The sequence below is a fragment of the Micromonospora sp. CNZ297 genome, assembly GCF_007827625.1.
Genome location: NZ_VISU01000042.1, coordinates 1 through 17,561, shown reverse-complemented (window position 1 = coordinate 17,561; position 17,561 = coordinate 1). Strand labels below are relative to the sequence as shown.

17 protein-coding genes, 3 pseudogenes and 3 riboswitches are annotated in these 17,561 nt (G+C 72.5%); of the genes and pseudogenes, 10 read left to right on the top strand and 10 right to left on the bottom strand.

Features of this window, described 5'->3' with window-relative positions; all coding sequences use genetic code 11:
- Positions 1 to 19: 19 nt before the first annotated feature.
- From FB454_RS33500 to FB454_RS33490, 3 genes are read left to right on the top strand one after another with little or no spacing between them, the layout of a single operon-like run.
- The gene (locus FB454_RS33500; protein WP_030275071.1) at positions 20 to 898 is read left to right on the top strand and encodes a sulfite reductase subunit beta; all 879 of its coding nucleotides are present in this window, start codon (positions 20 to 22) and stop codon (positions 896 to 898) included.
- Complete coding sequence (locus FB454_RS33495; protein WP_013476141.1) at positions 895 to 1,560, top strand: precorrin-8X methylmutase; 666 nt, start codon at positions 895 to 897, stop codon at positions 1,558 to 1,560. The genes FB454_RS33500 and FB454_RS33495 overlap by 4 nt, the downstream gene beginning before the upstream one ends.
- Positions 1,557 to 3,059 carry a precorrin-2 C(20)-methyltransferase gene (locus tag FB454_RS33490; RefSeq protein WP_013476140.1) on the top strand — a complete coding sequence of 501 codons (1,503 nt, stop codon included), beginning with the start codon at positions 1,557 to 1,559 and terminating at the stop codon, positions 3,057 to 3,059. The genes FB454_RS33495 and FB454_RS33490 overlap by 4 nt, the downstream gene beginning before the upstream one ends.
- On the opposite strand, the gene FB454_RS33485 is transcribed toward FB454_RS33490, so the two are convergent.
- Together FB454_RS33485 and FB454_RS33480 are read right to left on the bottom strand one after the other, a co-directional pair.
- The gene (locus FB454_RS33485; RefSeq protein ID WP_013476139.1) at positions 3,060 to 3,815 is read right to left on the bottom strand and encodes a cobalt-precorrin-4/precorrin-4 C(11)-methyltransferase; all 756 of its coding nucleotides are present in this window, start codon (positions 3,813 to 3,815) and stop codon (positions 3,060 to 3,062) included.
- Positions 3,812 to 5,020: a bifunctional cobalt-precorrin-7 (C(5))-methyltransferase/cobalt-precorrin-6B (C(15))-methyltransferase gene (locus tag FB454_RS33480; protein ID WP_064448784.1), complete on the bottom strand. Its 1,209-nt coding sequence runs from the start codon at positions 5,018 to 5,020 to the stop codon at positions 3,812 to 3,814. The genes FB454_RS33485 and FB454_RS33480 overlap by 4 nt, the downstream gene beginning before the upstream one ends.
- 54 nt (positions 5,021 to 5,074) lie before the next feature.
- Positions 5,075 to 5,218: riboswitch (cobalamin riboswitch) on the top strand.
- Positions 5,219 to 5,265: 47 nt separating this feature from the next.
- On the opposite strand from FB454_RS33480, the gene FB454_RS33475 reads away from it, so the two are divergent.
- The 6 genes from FB454_RS33475 (at position 5,266) to FB454_RS33450 (ending at position 11,495) form a co-directional block, all read left to right on the top strand.
- The gene (locus FB454_RS33475; protein ID WP_013476137.1) at positions 5,266 to 7,248 is read left to right on the top strand and encodes a magnesium chelatase subunit D family protein; all 1,983 of its coding nucleotides are present in this window, start codon (positions 5,266 to 5,268) and stop codon (positions 7,246 to 7,248) included.
- Positions 7,248 to 7,862 carry a cob(I)yrinic acid a,c-diamide adenosyltransferase gene (cobO, locus tag FB454_RS33470; protein WP_013476136.1) on the top strand — a complete coding sequence of 205 codons (615 nt, stop codon included), beginning with the start codon at positions 7,248 to 7,250 and terminating at the stop codon, positions 7,860 to 7,862. The genes FB454_RS33475 and cobO overlap by 1 nt, the downstream gene beginning before the upstream one ends.
- Positions 7,856 to 9,217, top strand: coding sequence for a cobyrinic acid a,c-diamide synthase CobB (locus tag FB454_RS33465; protein ID WP_013476135.1), 1,362 nt, complete (start codon positions 7,856 to 7,858; stop codon positions 9,215 to 9,217). The genes cobO and FB454_RS33465 overlap by 7 nt, the downstream gene beginning before the upstream one ends.
- A 13-nt stretch (positions 9,218 to 9,230) precedes the next feature.
- Positions 9,231 to 10,253 (top strand): uroporphyrinogen-III C-methyltransferase, encoded by a 1,023-nt coding sequence (gene cobA, locus FB454_RS33460; RefSeq protein WP_013476134.1) that lies wholly within the window; start codon positions 9,231 to 9,233, stop codon positions 10,251 to 10,253.
- Positions 10,253 to 10,393: riboswitch (adenosylcobalamin (AdoCbl) riboswitch) on the top strand. Its footprint overlaps the gene before it by 1 nt.
- Complete coding sequence (locus FB454_RS33455; RefSeq protein WP_013476133.1) at positions 10,392 to 10,601, top strand: CbtB domain-containing protein; 210 nt, start codon at positions 10,392 to 10,394, stop codon at positions 10,599 to 10,601. Its footprint overlaps the riboswitch before it by 2 nt.
- A 111-nt stretch (positions 10,602 to 10,712) precedes the next feature.
- A complete protein-coding gene (locus FB454_RS33450) occupies positions 10,713 to 11,495 on the top strand; it encodes a CbtA family protein (protein WP_145824191.1) in 783 nt (260 codons plus the stop codon).
- 22 nt (positions 11,496 to 11,517) lie between these two features.
- On the opposite strand, the gene FB454_RS33445 is transcribed toward FB454_RS33450, so the two are convergent.
- The 6 genes and pseudogenes from FB454_RS33445 to FB454_RS33420 all read right to left on the bottom strand — a co-directional run bounded on the left by FB454_RS33445 (position 11,518) and on the right by FB454_RS33420 (position 15,976).
- On the bottom strand, positions 11,518 to 12,258 hold the full coding sequence (locus FB454_RS33445; protein ID WP_036311826.1) for a cobalt-precorrin-6A reductase: 741 nt from the start codon (positions 12,256 to 12,258) through the stop codon (positions 11,518 to 11,520).
- Between the two features lie 119 nt (positions 12,259 to 12,377).
- Positions 12,378 to 12,572: pseudogene (locus FB454_RS35650) on the bottom strand (nucleotide-binding protein); the annotation flags it as partial.
- Positions 12,530 to 12,937: a hypothetical protein gene (locus FB454_RS35645; protein WP_063778319.1), complete on the bottom strand. Its 408-nt coding sequence runs from the start codon at positions 12,935 to 12,937 to the stop codon at positions 12,530 to 12,532. The gene FB454_RS35645 and the pseudogene FB454_RS35650, both read right to left, overlap by 43 nt.
- 484 nt (positions 12,938 to 13,421) lie before the next feature.
- Positions 13,422 to 13,929: pseudogene (locus FB454_RS33430) on the bottom strand (ABC transporter ATP-binding protein); the annotation flags it as partial.
- Positions 13,929 to 14,966 carry a FecCD family ABC transporter permease gene (locus FB454_RS33425; protein WP_013476128.1) on the bottom strand — a complete coding sequence of 346 codons (1,038 nt, stop codon included), beginning with the start codon at positions 14,964 to 14,966 and terminating at the stop codon, positions 13,929 to 13,931. The pseudogene FB454_RS33430 and the gene FB454_RS33425, both read right to left, overlap by 1 nt.
- 26 nt (positions 14,967 to 14,992) lie before the next feature.
- A complete protein-coding gene (locus FB454_RS33420; protein WP_013476127.1) occupies positions 14,993 to 15,976 on the bottom strand; it encodes an ABC transporter substrate-binding protein in 984 nt (327 codons plus the stop codon).
- A 42-nt stretch (positions 15,977 to 16,018) separates the two neighbouring features.
- Positions 16,019 to 16,202: riboswitch (cobalamin riboswitch) on the bottom strand.
- 588 nt (positions 16,203 to 16,790) lie between these two features.
- Between FB454_RS33420 and FB454_RS33410 the strand changes: the two are divergent.
- Positions 16,791 to 17,030, top strand: a pseudogene (locus FB454_RS33410) (MFS transporter); the annotation flags it as partial.
- 29 nt (positions 17,031 to 17,059) lie between these two features.
- Here FB454_RS33410 and FB454_RS35640 read toward each other — a convergent pair.
- Complete coding sequence (locus FB454_RS35640; RefSeq protein WP_255348685.1) at positions 17,060 to 17,182, bottom strand: hypothetical protein; 123 nt, start codon at positions 17,180 to 17,182, stop codon at positions 17,060 to 17,062.
- A 71-nt stretch (positions 17,183 to 17,253) separates the two neighbouring features.
- Positions 17,254 to 17,561, bottom strand: a 308-nt coding sequence (locus FB454_RS33405) for an FG-GAP repeat domain-containing protein (protein WP_145824190.1), incomplete at its 5' end; no start/stop codon positions are given.

The window sequence follows — 17,561 nt, the reverse complement described above, 5'->3', positions numbered from 1 at the left end:
GCTCTGGCACCATGTCGCCGTGACCGAGAGGACCCGCCGCGACCTGTGTCCCGGCCTGCTGCGCCCATGGATCGCCGACGACGGCGCGCTCGTGCGGGTGCGCGTCCCCGGCGGGATCGTGCCGACTGCGGCGCTGTGCGCACTCGTGGAGGTGGCCCGTGCGCACGGCGACGGCGCGGTCCACCTGACCAGCCGCGCCAACCTGCAGGTGCGCGGTCTCGAGCACGACGGTGGGCGGCTGCCCGAGACCGTCGTCGCCGACGTCATCGCGACCGGGCTCGTACCGTCCACGTCGCACGAGCTGGTCCGCAACATCCTCGCCTCACCGCTGACCGGACGCAGTGGCGGCCGGGCCGATCTACACCCGGTCGTCGCCGGACTCGACGCACGGCTGCGCGCCGAGCCCCGGCTCACCGCGCTGACCGGACGGTTCCTGTTCGTGCTTGACGACGGCCGCGGTGATCTGGTCAGCCGTGACTTGGACCTGGGGTTGGTGGCGCTCGACTCGGACACCGCGCAGCTACGCGCCGGAACCTCGGCGTGGGGGCCAGTCATCCGGCTGGACGAGGCCGCCGCGGCGCTGACCGGGCTCGCCGTACGCTTCGCCGGGCTCGCGGGTGACCGGCCGGACTCACCCTGGCACGTCGACGAGCTGCCCGGCGCCGGCGCCGCGCTGCTGGGCACCGTACTCGACCGTGCCGAGCGGACCCGGGTGAGCACACCTCCACCCGCGCTGGGCAGGATCGTTCAGGATGACGGCCGCGTCACCGCGCACCTCGCGGCTTCCGGCGGCCGAGTGGACGCTCCCCTGCTGGAGGAGATCCGCGCGCTCGGCGCCGGCGAGATCGTCGTCACCCCGTACCGCACCCTGCTCGTCCCCGATCTGGAGAACGCATGAGTCTCACCACACCGGCACGCCGCTACGACTACGTCACCGACGGCGCGGCGATCTACGACGCCTCGTTCGCCACCATCCGTGCCGAGGCCGATCTTTCGGGTGTGCCGGCCGACGCCGAGAAGGTCGCGGTGCGGATGATCCACGCATGCGGCCAGACCGACCTCACCCGCAACCTGGTGATCCACCCCGGCCTGGTGGCCGCCGCCCGCGGGGCGCTGGAGGCGGGGGCGCCGATCCTGACCGACGCGCACATGGTCGCCGCCGGCGTTACCCGCGCCCGCCTGCCCCGTGACAACGAGGTCCGCTGCTTTCTGCACGAACCCGAGGTCCCGGCGCTTGCCCACCGGTGGGCAACGACCCGGTCGGCGGCGGCGGTGTCGCTGTGGACCGACCACCTCGCCGGCGCGGTCGTCGCCTTCGGCAACGCCCCCACGGCCCTGTTCCACCTGCTGGAGATGCTGCGCGACGGCGCGCCACGACCAGCTGCGATCATCGGTACGCCGGTGGGATTCATCGGCGCCGCCGAGTCCAAGCAGGCGCTCATCGACCTCGCCACCGACGCCCCCGGCCTCGACGTGCCCTATCTCGTGGTGACCGGGCGCCGGGGCGGCTCGGCGATGGCCGCCTCCGCGCTCAACGCCCTCGCCCGGGAGGCGGAGTGACCGGGCGGCTGTCCGGCGTCGGGGTCGGCCCGGGTGATCCCGAACTGATCACGCTCAAAGCCGCCCGGCTGATCGGCGCGGCCCAGGTCATCGCCTACCACCAGGGTGTCGGCAAACAGTCCAACGCGCGCCGCATCGCTGCCGGGCTGTTCCCGGACGACGTGATCGAGGAGGCGCTGGTCTATCCGGTGACGACCCAGAGCACCGAGCACCCGGGCGGGTACGCCGGGGCGATGGCCGACTTCTACGCCGAAGCCGCCGAGCGGCTGCGGGCCCACCTTCGTGCGGGCCGCGACGTGGTCGTGCTGGCCGAGGGCGACCCGATGCTCTACGGCTCGTTCATGTACCTGCACGACCGGCTCGCCGGCGAGTTCGACACGCAGGTCGTCGCCGGTGTGCCCGCCTTCGCCGCCGCCACCGCCACCACCGCCCTGCCGCTGGTCCGGCAGACCGACGTGCTGACCGTGCTGCCGGGAACGTTGCCCGAGCCCGAGCTGGCCCGGCGTCTCGCCGACACCGACGGGGCGGTGATCATGAAGCTGGGCCGGACGTTCACCAAGGTCCGCTCGGCGCTCGAGCAGGCCGGGCGCGTCGAGGGCTCCTGGTACGTCGAACGGGCGTCGATGACCGCCGAGCGGGTACTGCCTGTCGCCGACGTGGACCCCGCCACGGTGCCGTACTTCTCGATCGTGCTGGTCCCCGGCGACACCCGGCCCGGAGTGGCCCGTTACGACCTCCCGGCCACCAGGGTCACCGAACCTTATCCCGGCGCCGAGGTCGTCGTCGTGGGCCTCGGCCCCGGTCCCGATCGGTGGCTCTCCCCCGAGGCGTCGCAGGTGCTCGCCGAGGCCGGCCACGTCGTCGGCTACGGCCCGTACGTCCAGCGCGTCGCGCAGCGCCCCGGACTCGTCCGCCACGCCTCCGGCAACACGGTCGAGCTCGAGCGGGCCCGGCAGGCGCTCGAACTGGCGCTCGCCGGTGAGCGCGTCGCGGTCGTCTCCGGCGGTGACGCGGGCGTCTTCGGCATGGCGTCGGCGGTGTTCGAGGCCGCGGAGGACCCCCGCTACGCCGGCGTCGCCATCCGTGTCGTACCCGGGATCTCCGCCGTCCAGGCGGTCGCGGCGCGCGCGGGCGCGCCGATCGGGGCCGATTTCGCGGTGATGAGCCTGTCGGACCGGCTCAAGCCGTGGGAGGTCGTGGTCAAGCGGCTGCGCGCTGTCGCCGAGGCGGATTTGGTGCTGGCCCTCTACAACCCGCGCTCACGCTCACGCACCGAACAGGTCGCGCAGGCCCGGGCCGTGCTGCTGGAGCACAAGTCCCCCCGGACGGTCGTGGTCGTGGGCCGCGACATCGGCCGGGCCGGGGAGAGTCTCACCGTCACCTCGCTCGGCGAACTGGACCCCGGCAGCATCGACATGAAATGCCTGTTGATCATCGGCGCCTCGGCGACGCGAGTCACCGCGGCCGGACGTGTCTGGAGCCCGCGCTTCGTGCCCTGATCAGCCGCGCACGCGGCGCTCGCGACCGGCCGAGTAGAGGAACGACTCGCCGCCACGGACGTCCCCGGCCAGCGCCGGGCCGACCAGGATGACCGCTGCCTGTCGCAGACCGGCCTGCTCGACCCGGCCGCCGATGTCGGCCAGCGTGCCGCGCAGGATGAGCTCCTGCGGCTGCGACACCCGGTGCACCACGACTATGGGGCAGTCGTGGCCGTAGTAGCCGGCCAGTTCGGCGGCCAGCTCGCGGGTACGCGTGACCGCCAGGTGCAGGGCGAGCGTCGCGCCGGTCGCGGCGAACGCGGCGAGCTTCTCTCCCGACGGCATGACCGTGGACCGGGCCTGCGCGCGGGTGAGCACGACCGACTGGGCCAGCTCCGGGACGGTCAGCTCGGCGCCGACGGCGGCGGCAGCAGCCGCATAGGCCGGCACGCCGGGCGTGACGTCCCACGGGACCCGGGCGGCGTCGAGCCGGCGTGCCTGCTCGTGCACCGCCGAGTACAGCGACGGGTCACCGGAGCACAGCCGTACGACCTCGGACCCGTCGGCGTGTGCCTGGACCAGGTGCGTGGTGATCTGGTCCAGGTCGAGGTGCTGGGTGTCGATCAGCCGGGCGTCGTCACGGCAGTGCTCCAGCACCTCGGCGTCGAGGTACGTGCCCGGGTACAGGCACACGTCGGCGGACTCGAGCAGGCGTACCGCGCGGAGGGTGAGCAGGTCGGCGGCGCCGGGCCCGGCCCCGACGAAATGGACGGTCATGAATCTCCCTTGACGATGGACCACTGGCTGACTGCCCGTGCGGGCGTCCAGCCGGTGAAGCCGCCGAGCGGTTCGGCGCGTTCGACGTGCAGGCGGACGAGTTCACCGCCGCGCCGGCTGTGCTGCTTCAGCAGCACCGCCTCGGTCTCGGCGGTGACACCGTGCACGACGAGCCGTCCACCGGCGCCGAGCGCATCCCAGCAGGTGTCCAGCACGCCGGGGACGGTGGCCCCGCCGCCGACGAACACCGCGTCGGGACGGTCCAGGCCGGACAGGGCCCCGGGCGCCGAACCCTCGACCAGACACAGACCCGGCACGCCGAGGGCAGCGGCGTTGCGGTGCACCAGCGCGGCCCGGTCGGAGCGGGGCTCCACCGCGATCGTCCGTGCCGTCGGCCAGGCCCGCATCCACTCCACACCGATCGAGCCGCTGCCGGCGCCGACGTCCCACAGCAGCTGACCGGGCGCGGGCGCGAGCCGGGCCAGGGCACTGGCCCGCAGGTCACGTTTGGTGATCTGCCCGCCGTGCTCGAACGCGTCGTCGGGCAACACGCCGCCCGAGGCCCAGCCCGGACCGGCACCGCGAGCTTCGACAGCGAGAACGTTCAACCGCGGCACGTCGTTCAGGTCCCACCCGGCCGCGGTGGTCGCGGTACACGACTCACCGGCGGCACCGAGGTCACCGAGCACGACCAGCCTGGACTGCCCCCAACCGAGCCCGGTCAGCACCGCGGCCACGGCCGCGGGTGTCGTCTCGTCGCTGGACAGCACGAGCAGCCGGCGCCCGGCCGAGAGCGCAGGCACGATCAGCCGTAGGTCCCGGCCGACCAGGCTGACCGTGGTGACGGACTCGGCCGGCCATCCGAGACGTGCTCGGGCGAGGGCTACCGAGGAGACCCCGGGCACGATCGTCACGCGCTCCGGGCCCAGGACGTCCAGCAGCGTCGTGCCGATACCCGACACGAGCGGGTCGCCGGAGGCCAGCACGACAACCGGCCCTCGCGCGGAGGCGAGCACACCTGGCAGATTGTCCCGCAGCGGCGACGGCCACGCCACGCGCTGCTGGCCGTCGACGGGCGGCACCGCCTCGAGGTGCCGCCGCCCGCCGAGCAGCGTCGCGGCCGCCCGCACCAGCGCCCGGGACGGCTCCGGCAGACCCACCCACCCGTCAGCCCCGATCCCCACCACGGTCACCCGCTCCTCCATGGAGATGCACCCTAGCCGCCCACCGGCCCTTGCCCCGGCCACCGGGGCGTCTATGGTGATGCACAGGTTCGAGGTGCCCCACGACCGTGGTCGCGGGGAGAATCTGGGAAGCCGGTGAGAATCCGGCACAGGGCCCGCTGCGGTGATCCAGGCATTGACCTGGGAAGTCCGAAGACCGGCCTCGATCCGATCCACGGCGCATGCCGCGTCGTGGACCGCCATGGCAGATCGAGCGGGAGCCCTACATGCCAGCGCAGTACCCCTTTTGTGCCGTCGTCGGCGCCGACGACATGACTCTCGCCCTCACCCTGGTCGCGATCGATCCGCTCATCGGCGGTGTCCTGATCCGCGGGGAGAAGGGCACTGCCAAGACCACTACCGTGCGCGGCCTCGCCGAGGTGCTCCCGGCGGTACGGGTCTATGCGGGCGACCGGTTCTCCATCGACCCGGACGATCCCTCGGCGGTCTGCCCCGACGGGCCGTTCGACGTGCCCACGCCCGTCGTCGAACGGCCGGTACGCCTCGTCGAACTACCCGTCGGAGCCGGCGACGACCGGGTGACCGGATCGCTGAAGCTCGATGCCGCGCTGCGAGACGGCGTCGTCGCGTTCGAGCCTGGCCTGCTGGCCCGGGCCCATCGTGGCCTGCTGTACGTCGACGAGGTCAACCTGCTGCCGGACCACCTGGTCGACCTGCTGCTCGACGCCGCGGCGACCGGCCGGGTCAGCGTCGAACGCGACGGTGTCTCGGTCGAGCATGCCTCCCGGTTCGTGTTGATCGGCACGATGAACCCGGAGGAGGGCGAACTGCGCCCGCAGCTGCTCGACCGGTTCGGCCTGACGGTCGAGGTCGCCGCCCCGCGTGACCCCGTCCTGCGGGTGCAGGCGGTCCGCCGCCGGCTCGCATTCGACGCCGACCCGGAGGGCTTCGCCACACGCTGGGCCGGCGAGCAGGAAGCCCTGCGCACCCGGCTGGCCGCCGCCCGGCGCTCGCTGGCCGGTGTCGTGCTCGACGACGAGACGCTGACCAGGATCGCCGAGCTGTGCGCCGCGTTCGACGTGGACGGCCTGCGTGCGGACCTCGTCACCGCTCGCGCCGCCGCGGCGCACGCGGCCTGGCGGGGACGTACGCGAGTGACACTCGAGGACATCCGCATCGCCGCCCGTCTCGCGCTGCCGCACCGCCGCCGCCGCAACCCCTTCGACGAGCCCGGCCTGGACCAGGACCGCCTGGACGACCTACTCGGCCACAACGACCCCGACCCCGGACCCGACGGTCCCGGCGGCGGTCTGCCCGACGACACCGGGCACGACGGATCGGCCGGGGACGTGCCCGGCTCTCCCGGCGAGAGCCCGCCCGTACCGGAGCCCGAACGGCAGGCCGCCACATCGATGGCATCCGCAGGCGAGCCCGCACGTGCCCGCTTGCTGGTCGTGAAAGGAACCGGCGACGGTCAGGCCGGCCGGCGGTCCCGGGCACGAACACCGCAGGGCCGTGTCGCCGGGCAGCGGCGGCGCACGTCCGGCGACGGCCGGCTGCACCTGCCGGGCACCATCACCGCGGCGGCGCCGCATCAGCATTCCCGGGGTGGCTTGACCGGCGGTCGCGGCCTCGCGCTCGTGCCCGGCGACCTGCGCCGGGCCGAGACCGTCGGGCGCGAGTCGAACCTCGTGCTGCTGTGCGTGGACGCGTCCGGTTCGATGGCGGCCCGCCGCCGCATGGAGCAGGTCAAGACCGCTGTGCTGTCGCTGCTGCTGGACGCCTACCGCCGCCGGGACAAGGTCGCACTGGTGACGTTCCGCCGGCACACCGCCGAGGTCGTCCTGCCACCGACCGGCTCGGTCGACGTCGCCTCCCGCCGCCTGGCCGACCTACCGGCCGGTGGCCGGACCCCGCTCGCGGAGGGCCTGGAACGCAGTGGGGAGGTGCTGCGCCGGGAGGCGCTGCGCGACCCGTCCCGCCGGCCCCTGCTCGTCGTGGTGACCGACGGCCGCGCCACCTCCGGCCCGGACCCGCTGGGTCGTGCCCACCGCGCCGCCGCCGCGCTCGCCACCAGCGGTGTCCAGGTCGTCGTCGTGGACTGCGAGACCGGACGATTCCGGCTCGGCCTCGCCGCCCGGCTTGCCACTCATCTGAGGGCCGAGCACGTGCCGCTCGGTGAAGTGACCGCCGACGGGCTCACCGGGGTCGTTCGCACGGCGACCGCTCCGCGGGCGGGGGTGGCCTGATGCCGCAGGGTAAGCCGCTCACCGTCCCGGACGACGGCAGCACCACCCGCCAGCGGCGCAACCGGCCGCTGCTGATGGTCCACACCGGAAACGGCAAGGGCAAGTCGACCGCCGCCTTCGGTATGGCGATGCGCGCTTGGAACCAGGGCTGGGACATCGGGGTGTTCCAGTTCGTGAAGTCGGCCAAGTGGCGCATCGGGGAGCAGACCGTCCTGGAGAGGCTCGGGCTGCTGCACGAGCAGACCGGCGAAGGCGGGCCAGTCGAGTGGCACAAAATGGGCTCCGGATGGTCCTGGAGCCGTAAGAGCGGCACCGAGGCGGACCACGCCGCGGACGCCGCCGAGGGCTGGGCGGAGGTGAAGCGCCGTATCCAGGCGGAACGGCACCAGCTCTACATCCTGGACGAGTTCACCTATCCGATGCAGTGGGGCTGGGTCGACGTCGGCGACGTCGTGGAGACACTGGTCCACCGTCCCGGCCGTCAGCACGTGATCGTCACCGGGCGCCGGGCCGACCACCGGCTGATCGAGGCAGCCGATCTGGTGACCGAGATGCAGCACGTCAAGCACCCGATGGACGTCGGCCAGAAGGGCCAACGAGGCATCGAATGGTGAGCCTTCCGCGGCTGATCGTCGCGGCGCCGGCCTCCGGCCACGGCAAGACCACGGTCGCGACCGGGCTCATGGCCGCGCTGGCCGCGCGCGGGCACACCGTGTCGGGGCACAAGGTGGGGCCCGACTACATCGACCCCGGCTACCACGCGCTGGCCACCGGACGCCCCGGCCGCAACCTCGACCCGCACCTGACCGACCCCTCACTCGTGATCCCGCTGCTGCTGCACGGCGCACGCGACGCGGACATCGCCATCGTCGAAGGGGTCATGGGCCTGTTCGACGGCCGCATCGGCGGCGACGGTTTCGCCTCTACCGCGCACCTCGCGGCCCTGACCGCCACCCCGATCCTGCTGGTCGTGGACGTCTCGCACACCTCGCGCAGCGTAGGGGCCGTCGTGCACGGAATGGGCACGTTCGAGGCCGGCGTCACCGTCGCGGGTGTCGTGCTCAACAAAGCCGGGTCCGCCCGCCACGCCGCCGAGGCGGCCCGGGCGGTGGAATCCACCGGCGTACCGGTGCTCGGGATCCTGCACCGCGACCAGGGTGTCAGCGCCCCGTCGCGCCACCTCGGGCTCGTGCCGGCAGCCGAACGTGAGGAGGCCGCCGCCGCCCTGGACGTGCTGGCCGAGCAGATCGCCCGCCACGTGGACCTCGATGCGGTGCTGCAGGTGGCACGCACCGCACCCGATCTGGACGCCCAGCCATGGGATCCCGCCGCGCACGTCCGGCGGCTGGGCGCCGGATCACCGGTGGTTGCGGTCGCGGCCGGGCGTGCCTTCACCTTCCGGTACGCCGAGACGACCGAGCTGCTGCAGGCGGCGGGCTGCACCGTCGTTCCGTTCGACCCGGCCCGCGACCAGCGGCTTCCCGCCGGGACACGCGGGTTGTACCTCGGTGGGGGGTTCCCCGAGGTACACGCGTCCACGCTGAGCGCCAACACGACGCTGCGCCACGAACTGCGCCAGGCCGTCCTCGACGGCGTCCCCACCGTCGCCGAGTGCGCCGGCCTGCTGTATCTGTGCCGCTCCGTCGACGGCCATCCCATGGTCGGGGCGCTCGACGCCGAAGCAGTCATGACGCCGCGCCTCACCCTCGCGTACCACCGTGCCGGACTCGGCTCGGACCAGCTGCTCGGCGAGCGGGGAACCGCTGCCACCGGCCACGAATTCCACCGCACTACCGTCACACCCGGTCACGGCGAGCACCCCGCCTGGCGCATCGAGGGCCGCAATGCCGGATTCGCCTCCCCCAGCCTCAGCGCGTCCTATCTGCACGTGCATTGGGCTGGGCACCCGCATCTGGCCCAGTCGTTCACCGAGGCCGTACACCGGACGGCTGTCTCCTCAGCACGTTAGGAATCACCGTCACATGCAGCTGAACCTTACCGGCCGTAGCGTGCTCGTCCTCGACGGGAGCGCACCCGCCGCCGTCACGGTCAGTGCGCTGCTGCACAAGCGGGCCCTGGTCACCGTCGCCGCGCCGGCCGTGTGCGCCGCGCTGGAGGACCTCGCCCTCCGCGGGCGCCTGACCTGGGTCACCACCCCGGTCGACGAGAGCCGGTTCGACGTCGTGCTGCGTACCGTCGCACCCTCGGAGGCCGGGTCGGCGGCAGCGGTCCGAACGGCCGGACACGTCACGCTGGTCGGCGCCGGCCCGGGCGATCCGGGGCTGGTCACCGTCGCCGGACGCGCGGCCGTCAAGCAGGCCGACGTGATCCTCACCGACCGGCTCGCCCCGTGGGAGGCCCTGAAGTGGGCGCGCCCGGACGCCGAGATCATCGACGTCACCAAGATCCCGTACGGGCGGAGCACGAGCCAGGAACAGATCAACGCGCTGCTCGTCGAGCACGCCCGCGCCGGACGGCACGTTGTGCGGTTCAAGGGCGGCGACTCGTACGTCTTCGGCCGCGGCTTCGAGGAAGTCACCGCGTGCGCCGAAGCCGGCGTCCCCACCACCGTGATACCCGGCGTGACCTCCAGCATCGCGGCCCCGGAGCTGGCCGGCATCCCGGTCACCCACCGCGGACTCGTGCAAGGCTTCACCGTCATCTCCGGCCACGTACCGCCCGGCCATCCCGACTCGTCGATCGACTACGCCGCCCTCGCCCGCACCGGCACCACCCTCGTGGTGCTGATGGGCATGCGCAACCTCGCGGCCATCGCCGACGCGCTCGTCGCCGCTGGTCTCGACCGGAACACACCCTGCGCCGTCGTCGCGGACGCCGCCTCGGCCGGCCAGCGGGTGCTGCGCAGTACCCTCGCCGACGTCGTCGCCGACACCGCCGAGGCCGGCATCGGCGCGCCCGCCGTAACGGTGATCGGCCACGTCGTCGCCCTCGGACCGGCCGCCGTGCAGGCAGTCGCGACAGCGTCGCGTTGCTCCGATACCTGATATGGTCGTGCCACCCTGCTGAAGGAAGCCGGTGTGAATCCGGCGCAGTCGCGCTACTGTGACGCCGCTCGCGGCGAAGCCAGACCCTCCAGCCAGGTCGACCACCCATCGACGGGACGCAGCATCCCAAGGAGTGTCATGCCTCAGGCGACCACGGCCATTCCGGCCGTTCTTCCCACCATCCCCGTTCGCGCGCTCGCCCCCTGGGCGCTGTTCTTCGCGCTGGTCACCGCCGTCGTCCTGTATTTCGTGGGCGCCGAGCAGGGAGCTTTCTCCGTCTTCGAGGGCACCTTCATCCACGAGCTGACGCACGACGCACGGCACGTGCTGGGCTTCCCCTGCCACTGACACCACGCCACGCGGCAGTTCGCCCGGCCCGGCCGGAGTTTTCGTCTTTCCTCGTCACCGGCGCTGCGGGCGTTTCGTGATGCCCGCGGCCGGCTCTCGAACGGACCCTTGATGACCCCTCGCACTTTTCTCGTTCACGGGCTGCTGGCCGGGCTCATCGCCGGTTTCGCGGCCTTCCTCGTCTCCTACGTCGTCGCCGAACCCCAGGTCGATGCAGCCATCGCCCTGGAGGAAGCCGGTGCCGCCGAGCACCCGCACGACAATGCCACCGCCGAGCAGTCTCACAGCCACGATGAGGAGGAGGCCGAGGTCTCGCGTGGCACCCAGTCCACCGGGGGCCTGGCACTGGGCACCATCCTGGTGGGCATCGTCCTCGGTGGAGCGACCGCGCTCGCTGCCGCCTTCGCCGCCGGGCGTCTGGGCTCCCTGTCCGCACGGGCCAGCACCGCGGTGGTCGCCGCCGTCGGTTTCGTCGCCACCGCCCTCGTGCCGTTCCTCAAGTACCCCGCCACACCACCGGCGGTCGGCTCCGGTGACACGATCAACGAGCGGACCGCGCTGTACTTCGGGTTCTGGGCACTGAGCCTGGCCGCCGCGATCGGCGCCGTGGTCCTGGCCCGGCGTCTGCTGCCCCAGCTGGGCGCATACTCGGCGGTGCTGGCCGGTACCGGCGCCTATCTCGTGGTCGTCGTGGTCGCCGGGGCTCTGCTGCCGACGGTCAACGAGGTCGGCGGTTTCCCGGCCGACACACTCTGGTACTTCCGCATCTCGTCGATCACGACCCTGGCCGCGACTTGGGCGGTCCTGGGTGCAGTGCTGACCGGTCTGGTCGGACGCGACGCGGACCGTGCCGCCGAGCGGCTGCGCCGCCAGGAGCTGGCGGCCACGCTCTGAACCTTCCCGGCTGAACCTCGCGTCAGGGTGCGGGCAACGCCCGCACCCACGCCAGGGCGGCGTCCACGTCACGGACCAGCGGCACTCCGGCCGGCGGCCCGGCGCGGCGCACGATCACGACCGGCATCGCCCGCTCGGCGGCGACCTCCAGCTTCGCGACCGTGTGGTCACCGCCGGAGTCCTTGGTAACTAGAACGTCCGTGCCCGCCATCACCTCCCGCTCGTGCGCGAGGGTGTAGGGACCGCGGCTGCGCAGCAGCTTCCACGACACCGGCAGAACGATGTCGGGCTCGTCCACCACGCGAACCAGGCACGCGTGCCGGCGCAACGGTTCGACGAAGTGCGCCAGCGACTGCCGTCCGACGGTGAGGAACGGCCGGTCGCCCAGACCGGCCGCCACCCGGGCAGCTTCACTGTGGTCACCGGCCCAGTACCAGGCCGACGCCTCGGGGCGAGCGGCCCAGCCGGGCCGTTCCAAACGGAGCAGGGGAACCCCGGCGGCCGGGCACGCCGCCGCCGCGTTGGCGCTGATCTTCTCCGCGAACGGGTGCGTCGCGTCGACCACGGCACGCACCCGGGTCTCCGCCAGGTACGCGGCCAGTCCTGCGATCCCGCCGAAGCCACCGACGCGGACCTGCCCCACCGGCAGCCGGGGACGCGCGACCCGCCCCGCCAGTGAGGTCACGACCACGGCACCGTCGTCGACGAGCGAGGCCGCCAGCGCGCGGGCCTCGCCCGTCCCACCGAGCACGAGAATCCTCACGCGTAGGGTCCAATCACCGGCGCCGCGGGAGCGCCCCGCTCGGCTAGGTTCAGCAGCGCGTCGACCTCCAGGTGTTTCTCCGCCAGGTCGGCGAGCAGATCCAGCCGGGCCTGCCGGGCCGGCTCTGCGCCCGCCGCCAGCGCCTGCACCCACTGAGCATGGCCGATCTCCGCCCCACCCGCACACGCCATCGAATTGTTCGCCATGTTCCGTGCCTTGAACGGAGCGACCCGAACACCGCGCCGTGCGAACGCCCGGCACAACGCGGTCGTCACCCGGCTCTTGCCCGCGTCCGACGTCGTGCCCGCCACCATGAGCCGCCCGGTTCGGCGAGCCTGTCCTTCCACCGCCCCAGTATCGCCTGCTGTCCATCCGCCGGACCGCCGGGCTCGGCGTGGGCGAGGTCCAGCCCGGGCTGGTGTCCGACGCTGCCCACCACTTCGGCCATCAGCAACGTGACCTCATGGACGAGTTCGTCCATGCTCTGCCCTGTCTGTGACTGGACCAGGGCCAAGGGCGAGTTCGGCGAGCAGCATGAAACCCGGGTGCGCACGGTCTCGTCGCCGATGGCGCCCAGCAGTTCCTCGGCGCCGGCGAAGTCACCGCGGTGTCTGGCCGCAATGACTCCCGCCGCCTGCTGCGCCGCGAGGAACGCCGGCCCAGCGCCGGCCTCGGTCATCGTGCCAGGATAATCGGGTTGCCGGCGCGGGGCGCGTCGAACCGCCGGGTCACGTCCGACCAGTGAACCGGTGGCCGCGTCGAGCGCCGCGTGCAGCAAACGGTTTCGCGCCGTCGAGGAAACACCTGTGCACGAATACGCCCAGACGCGCGGCCATCTGCTCGGCGAGCTGGTGGATCGTGTCGTGGCCAGCGTGGTGGGTGACCGACCGGGCACCGGCAGCACGTGCCGGGTCATGACGGCGGCCGGAACTCAATGACGGTCCGCCCGTCGTGAACCCGCACGTCTGCGTCGACGCCGTACACGTCGGCGAGCAGCGCCGGGGTGAGCACCCGTGCGGGTGGTCCCGCGGCGACGACCCGGCCGTGGTGCAGCACGACGACGGTGTCGCAGAACATGACGGCCAGGTTGAGGTCGTGCAGCGCGGCGAGGGCGGTGACCTGCGATCGGCGGACCAGGTGCAGCAGCTGAAGCTGGTGGCCGATGTCGAGGTGGTTGGTGGGTTCGTCGAGCAGCAGCAGTTCCGGCTCCTGGGCCAGCGCGCGGGCGAGCTGGACGCGCTGGCGTTCCCCACCGGACAGGGTCTGCCACTTACGGTCGGCGAACCCGGCCAGGTCGACCCGGCCCAGTGCCTCGACCGCGGCGGCATGGTCGCAGCCGGTGTCGGACCAGCGGGTCCGGCGGTGCGGGATGCGGCCGAGCAGGACCACGTCGCGGACGGTCAGGTCGAGGTCGGTCTCGGCGTGCTGGGCCAGCAACGCGATGCGCCGGGCCAGGGCAAGGCGCCGCAGCCGAGTCACGTCGTCGCCTGCGAGTGTGATGTTGCCGGTATCCGGGCGCACCAGGGCGGCGACGGCCCGCAGCAGGGTGGTCTTGCCGGAGCCGTTCGGGCCGAGCAGCCCGACCAGGCTGCCCGCCGGGACGGTGCCGGTGACGTGGTCGAGGATGCGGGCGGCGGGCACCGCCCACGAGACGTCGGAGATCTGAAGCATCAGCCGCGTACCTCCCGGCGGCGCAGGATCAGGAAGAACGCCGGCACCCCGACCAGTGCCGTCAGCACCCCGACCGGCAGCTCACGCGGTTCGAAGACGGTGCGGGCGGCGGTGTCGACCCAGGTCAGGAAGATGGCGCCGGCGAGCACGGCGACCGGTAGCAGCCGCCGGTGGTCCGGTCCGGTGATCAGGCGGGCGGCGTGCGGGAGGATCAGCCCGACGAACCCGATCGCGCCGCTGACCGCGACCAGCACGGCGGTCAGCAGGGCGGTGCCGACCAGCAGCAGCCACCGCAGCCGGTTCACCTCGACGCCGAGGCTCGCGGCGGCCTCCTCACCGAAGGCGAAGGCGTTGAGGGTACGGGCGTGCCAGCCGACCACCGCCAGCACCACGACCAGCACCGGTACCGCCCAGCCCAGGGCCGTCCAGTCGGCGCGGGCCATCGACCCGGACAGCCAGAACGTGATGCTCTGCGTGGCGTGCGGGTCGGCCACCCAGATGATCACGAAAGAGGTCAGTGCCGCGCACAGTTGTCCCACCGCGACCCCGGTCAGCACCACGCGCGTCGGCGACAATGCCCCGAACCTCCCGGCCAGGCCCACGACCAGCAGGAACGCGACAAGGGCGCCGAGGAAGGCGCCGCCGGTCAGCGCGGCTACGCCACTACCGATGCCGGCCACGACCACCAGGACCGCGCCCAGCGACGCCCCTGAGGAGACCCCGAGCAGGTACGGGTCCGCCAGGGGATTGCGGGTGACGGTCTGCATGACCGCACCGGCCGCGGCCAGGCCCGCCCCCACCGTGGCGGCGCCGAGAACCCGGGGCAAACGTAGGTCCCAGACGATGTGGTCGCGCAGCAGCGGCACGTCCGAGTTCGCGAGTCCCAGGTGGCCGGCGACGACCGTCCACACCGTCCCGACAGTCAGGTCGGCCGGGCCGATGGTGACCGCGACGGCCACCGACAGCACCAGACCGGCGACCAGAGCCAGCACGAGCGCGGCCAGGCCGACCGCCCGCACCGGGCGGTGGGTGCGCACCGGGGCGGGCCGGGTGGTGACGGCGGTCAGCTCGGGGCCCCGGACGGCAGCGCGGCGATGCCCTGGGCGAGGGCTTCGACGCCGAGGACGTTGCGGACACCGGCCGTGGTTGACGAGAACGGGATCACCACGTACCACTGCTGTTTGACCGCGGGCAGGTCCTTGAGGGTGCGGTGCCCGGCGAGGAAGGTCTTCTTCTGCGCGGCGGGATCCCAGCTCGCGTCGACGAGCACGATGACCTCGGGGTTGCGGTCGGTGACGGTCTCCCAGCTTGTGTCGCCCCAGCTGCCGGTGAGGTCGGCGAAGGCGTTGGTGACCCCGGCCGCCGACATGATCATGTTGGGGGCGCCGCAGCAGGCGCCGACGCTCGGGGCGTCGCTGCCGCCGTCCCACCACATGACCTTCACGTTGCGGGCGGTGCCTGCGGCCGTGGCGATGCGGCCCTCGTGGTCGGCGATCAGCTTCTCGCCGCGGTCGCTCACCCCGAAGATCGCCGCGAGCTCGCGGATCTCGGTGAACACGTCGCCGATGGCGAGCTTCGCCTGCCGGGTCTGCGCCGGGCACCCGGCAGGGGAGATGTAGGTGCCGACGCCGAGTTTCTGCCAGTCGGCGCGGTCACCGACCCCCTCGTCACCGAACGCGCTGTTGTACGACGCGTACACGAAATCGGGTTCAGCCTCGAGCAGCTTCTCCTTGGTCGGGTACTCCTTGGCCAGCACCGGGATCTTAGCGTAGGCGTCCGCGTAGGCGGGCAGGATCGCGTCGTCGAGGTAGGCCGTGCCGATCATCCGATCTTGCAGGCCCAGGGCCAGCATGATCTCCGTGGCGGCCTGGTTCATGGTGACGACCCGCATCGGTGGCGCCGCGATGGTCACCGGGGTGCCGCAGTTGGTCACCGCGACCGGTCCAGCGGACACCGCCGGTGGTGCGGCAGCAGGCTTGGCATCGGCGCCGCAGCCGGTGAGCAGCACAGTGGACAGCAACAACGGCGCGGCAACGCGCCAGGGCATGGGGAACCGCACAGCGGGACCGCCTTCCAACACCTCGTGGACGGGGACGAATGTGCCGTGGCCGGTCTCCTGGCTGACGGGACAAGCAACCGCCGGCCGGCCTTCCCAGGCATCTCTGCCCAGTGACCTCGCGAAACGACGAGGGCCGACGGTCTCCCGATCACAGTGGCGAGGGCCGCGCCGGCATCACACCGGCTTCCCGAACACCACGGCGTCCCCACCATAACGGCCCGCGCTCGCCGCGGATCCGGTCCGGGCACCCGCTGTGGGAAATCCGACGCGCCGGACCGGCCTCGGCGTGGCTGTCGGCCCGCAACCCATCCGGCTCCTTTCTCGTGCGCGGTGGCTGGGCGAGGGCACGTGATCGACAGTGAGCGCCGTGGCTGAGGCTGAGCAGCAATACGTGAGCGCAGGTGCGAGGCCACGTCCGCCAGCGACCGGCTCCTCGGTCGTGGGCATGAGGCCGGCGATGCAGACGTCGAAGAGCTCGACGAGCGAGCACGGTACTTCGCGATCTGGATCGCCATCCGACCTGCGTTGCCGACGGCGCCGAGGACAAGGACGCGCTGGCCCGCGGTGAAGTTGATGCGGCGCGTCAGCGCGATCCAGGATGACATCGCCCGGGTTCATGGCGGTGGCGATCCGCACCGGGTCCACGCCGTCGGGTAGAACCACGCTGCGCGAGGGTCGATCAGGGTGCGTTCGGCGAAGGTTCCAAGGGGCGTATCGTGCAGGACCACGCAGCGGACGTTGCCCTTCTCGTCGCGTACCACGCCGTCCACGCCGGGGACGAGCGGGAAGATGTTGTTGCTGGTCCCCGGCGATCGGCATCTGGGCGGCGACCAGCGCGCTGGGCTTCGCCGCCGGGCCGCCGATCGGCGGACTCGTCCTGGCTCACCTGCCCTGGGGTGCGATCTTCCTGGTGAACGTCCCGATCGTGGTGATCTGCCTGCTCGCCGGCCGGATACTGGTCCCGGAATCGCGGGACCCGACCGGTGGGCGTCTCGACCTGGGCGGGGCGACGCTGTCCACCGCCGGCCTGACCGCGATCGTCTCCCCGGGTTCCGCCCACGTCCCCGCCGGTCAGGTGGCCAGGCGCAGGTGACGCCGCTGCCGCAGCCGCACCGCGACAACCGCCACGACCAGCAACGTACGCGCGGCAGCGAAGGCCAGCCCGTCGGTCAGGCCTGCCTCCAGCTCGCGCAACGTGGTGGAGCGGTAGGTGGACGGCGAGCGACGCCGGTCCCGATCCGGGCCGGCGTCGCTCGCCGTCGGGCTCAGAGTGTGGTTTCGCTGGTGAGGCCGAAGTAGTCGTGCCATTTGGTGGAGGGGGCGAATGTGGTGCCGGTGGAGAGTGCGACGTAGATGTCGTTGGTGGTGCCTTTGGTGAAGACGACGAGGTCGTCTTTGCCGTCGCCGTTGGCGTCGGCGAGGTAGGGGAACTCGCCGGTCAGGCAGAAGAAGTCGTGCCACTTGATCGTGGTTCCGGCGAAGGTGGTGCCGGTGGAGGTGGCGGCGTAGACGTCGGCGTCGGTGTTGCAGGTGAAGGTGACGATGTCATCCTTGCCGTCGCCGTTGATGTCGC

What these genes read in the sequence shown, in the direction of transcription:
- FB454_RS33480 (WP_064448784.1), bottom strand. Translation starts at nt 5,020, where the DNA reads ATGGAGGAGCGGGTGACCGTGGTGGGGATCGGGGCTGACGGGTGGGTG.
- FB454_RS33455 (WP_013476133.1), top strand. Translation starts at nt 10,392, where the DNA reads ATGCCTCAGGCGACCACGGCCATTCCGGCCGTTCTTCCCACCATCCCC.
- cobO (WP_013476136.1), top strand. Translation starts at nt 7,248, where the DNA reads ATGCCGCAGGGTAAGCCGCTCACCGTCCCGGACGACGGCAGCACCACC.
- FB454_RS33495 (WP_013476141.1), top strand. Translation starts at nt 895, where the DNA reads ATGAGTCTCACCACACCGGCACGCCGCTACGACTACGTCACCGACGGC.
- FB454_RS33475 (WP_013476137.1), top strand. Translation starts at nt 5,266, where the DNA reads ATGCCAGCGCAGTACCCCTTTTGTGCCGTCGTCGGCGCCGACGACATG.
- cobA (WP_013476134.1), top strand. Translation starts at nt 9,231, where the DNA reads ATGCAGCTGAACCTTACCGGCCGTAGCGTGCTCGTCCTCGACGGGAGC.
- FB454_RS35645 (WP_063778319.1), bottom strand. Translation starts at nt 12,937, where the DNA reads ATGACCGAGGCCGGCGCTGGGCCGGCGTTCCTCGCGGCGCAGCAGGCG.
- FB454_RS33465 (WP_013476135.1), top strand. Translation starts at nt 7,856, where the DNA reads ATGGTGAGCCTTCCGCGGCTGATCGTCGCGGCGCCGGCCTCCGGCCAC.
- FB454_RS33420 (WP_013476127.1), bottom strand. Translation starts at nt 15,976, where the DNA reads ATGCCCTGGCGCGTTGCCGCGCCGTTGTTGCTGTCCACTGTGCTGCTC.
- FB454_RS33485 (WP_013476139.1), bottom strand. Translation starts at nt 3,815, where the DNA reads ATGACCGTCCATTTCGTCGGGGCCGGGCCCGGCGCCGCCGACCTGCTC.
- FB454_RS33450 (WP_145824191.1), top strand. Translation starts at nt 10,713, where the DNA reads ATGACCCCTCGCACTTTTCTCGTTCACGGGCTGCTGGCCGGGCTCATC.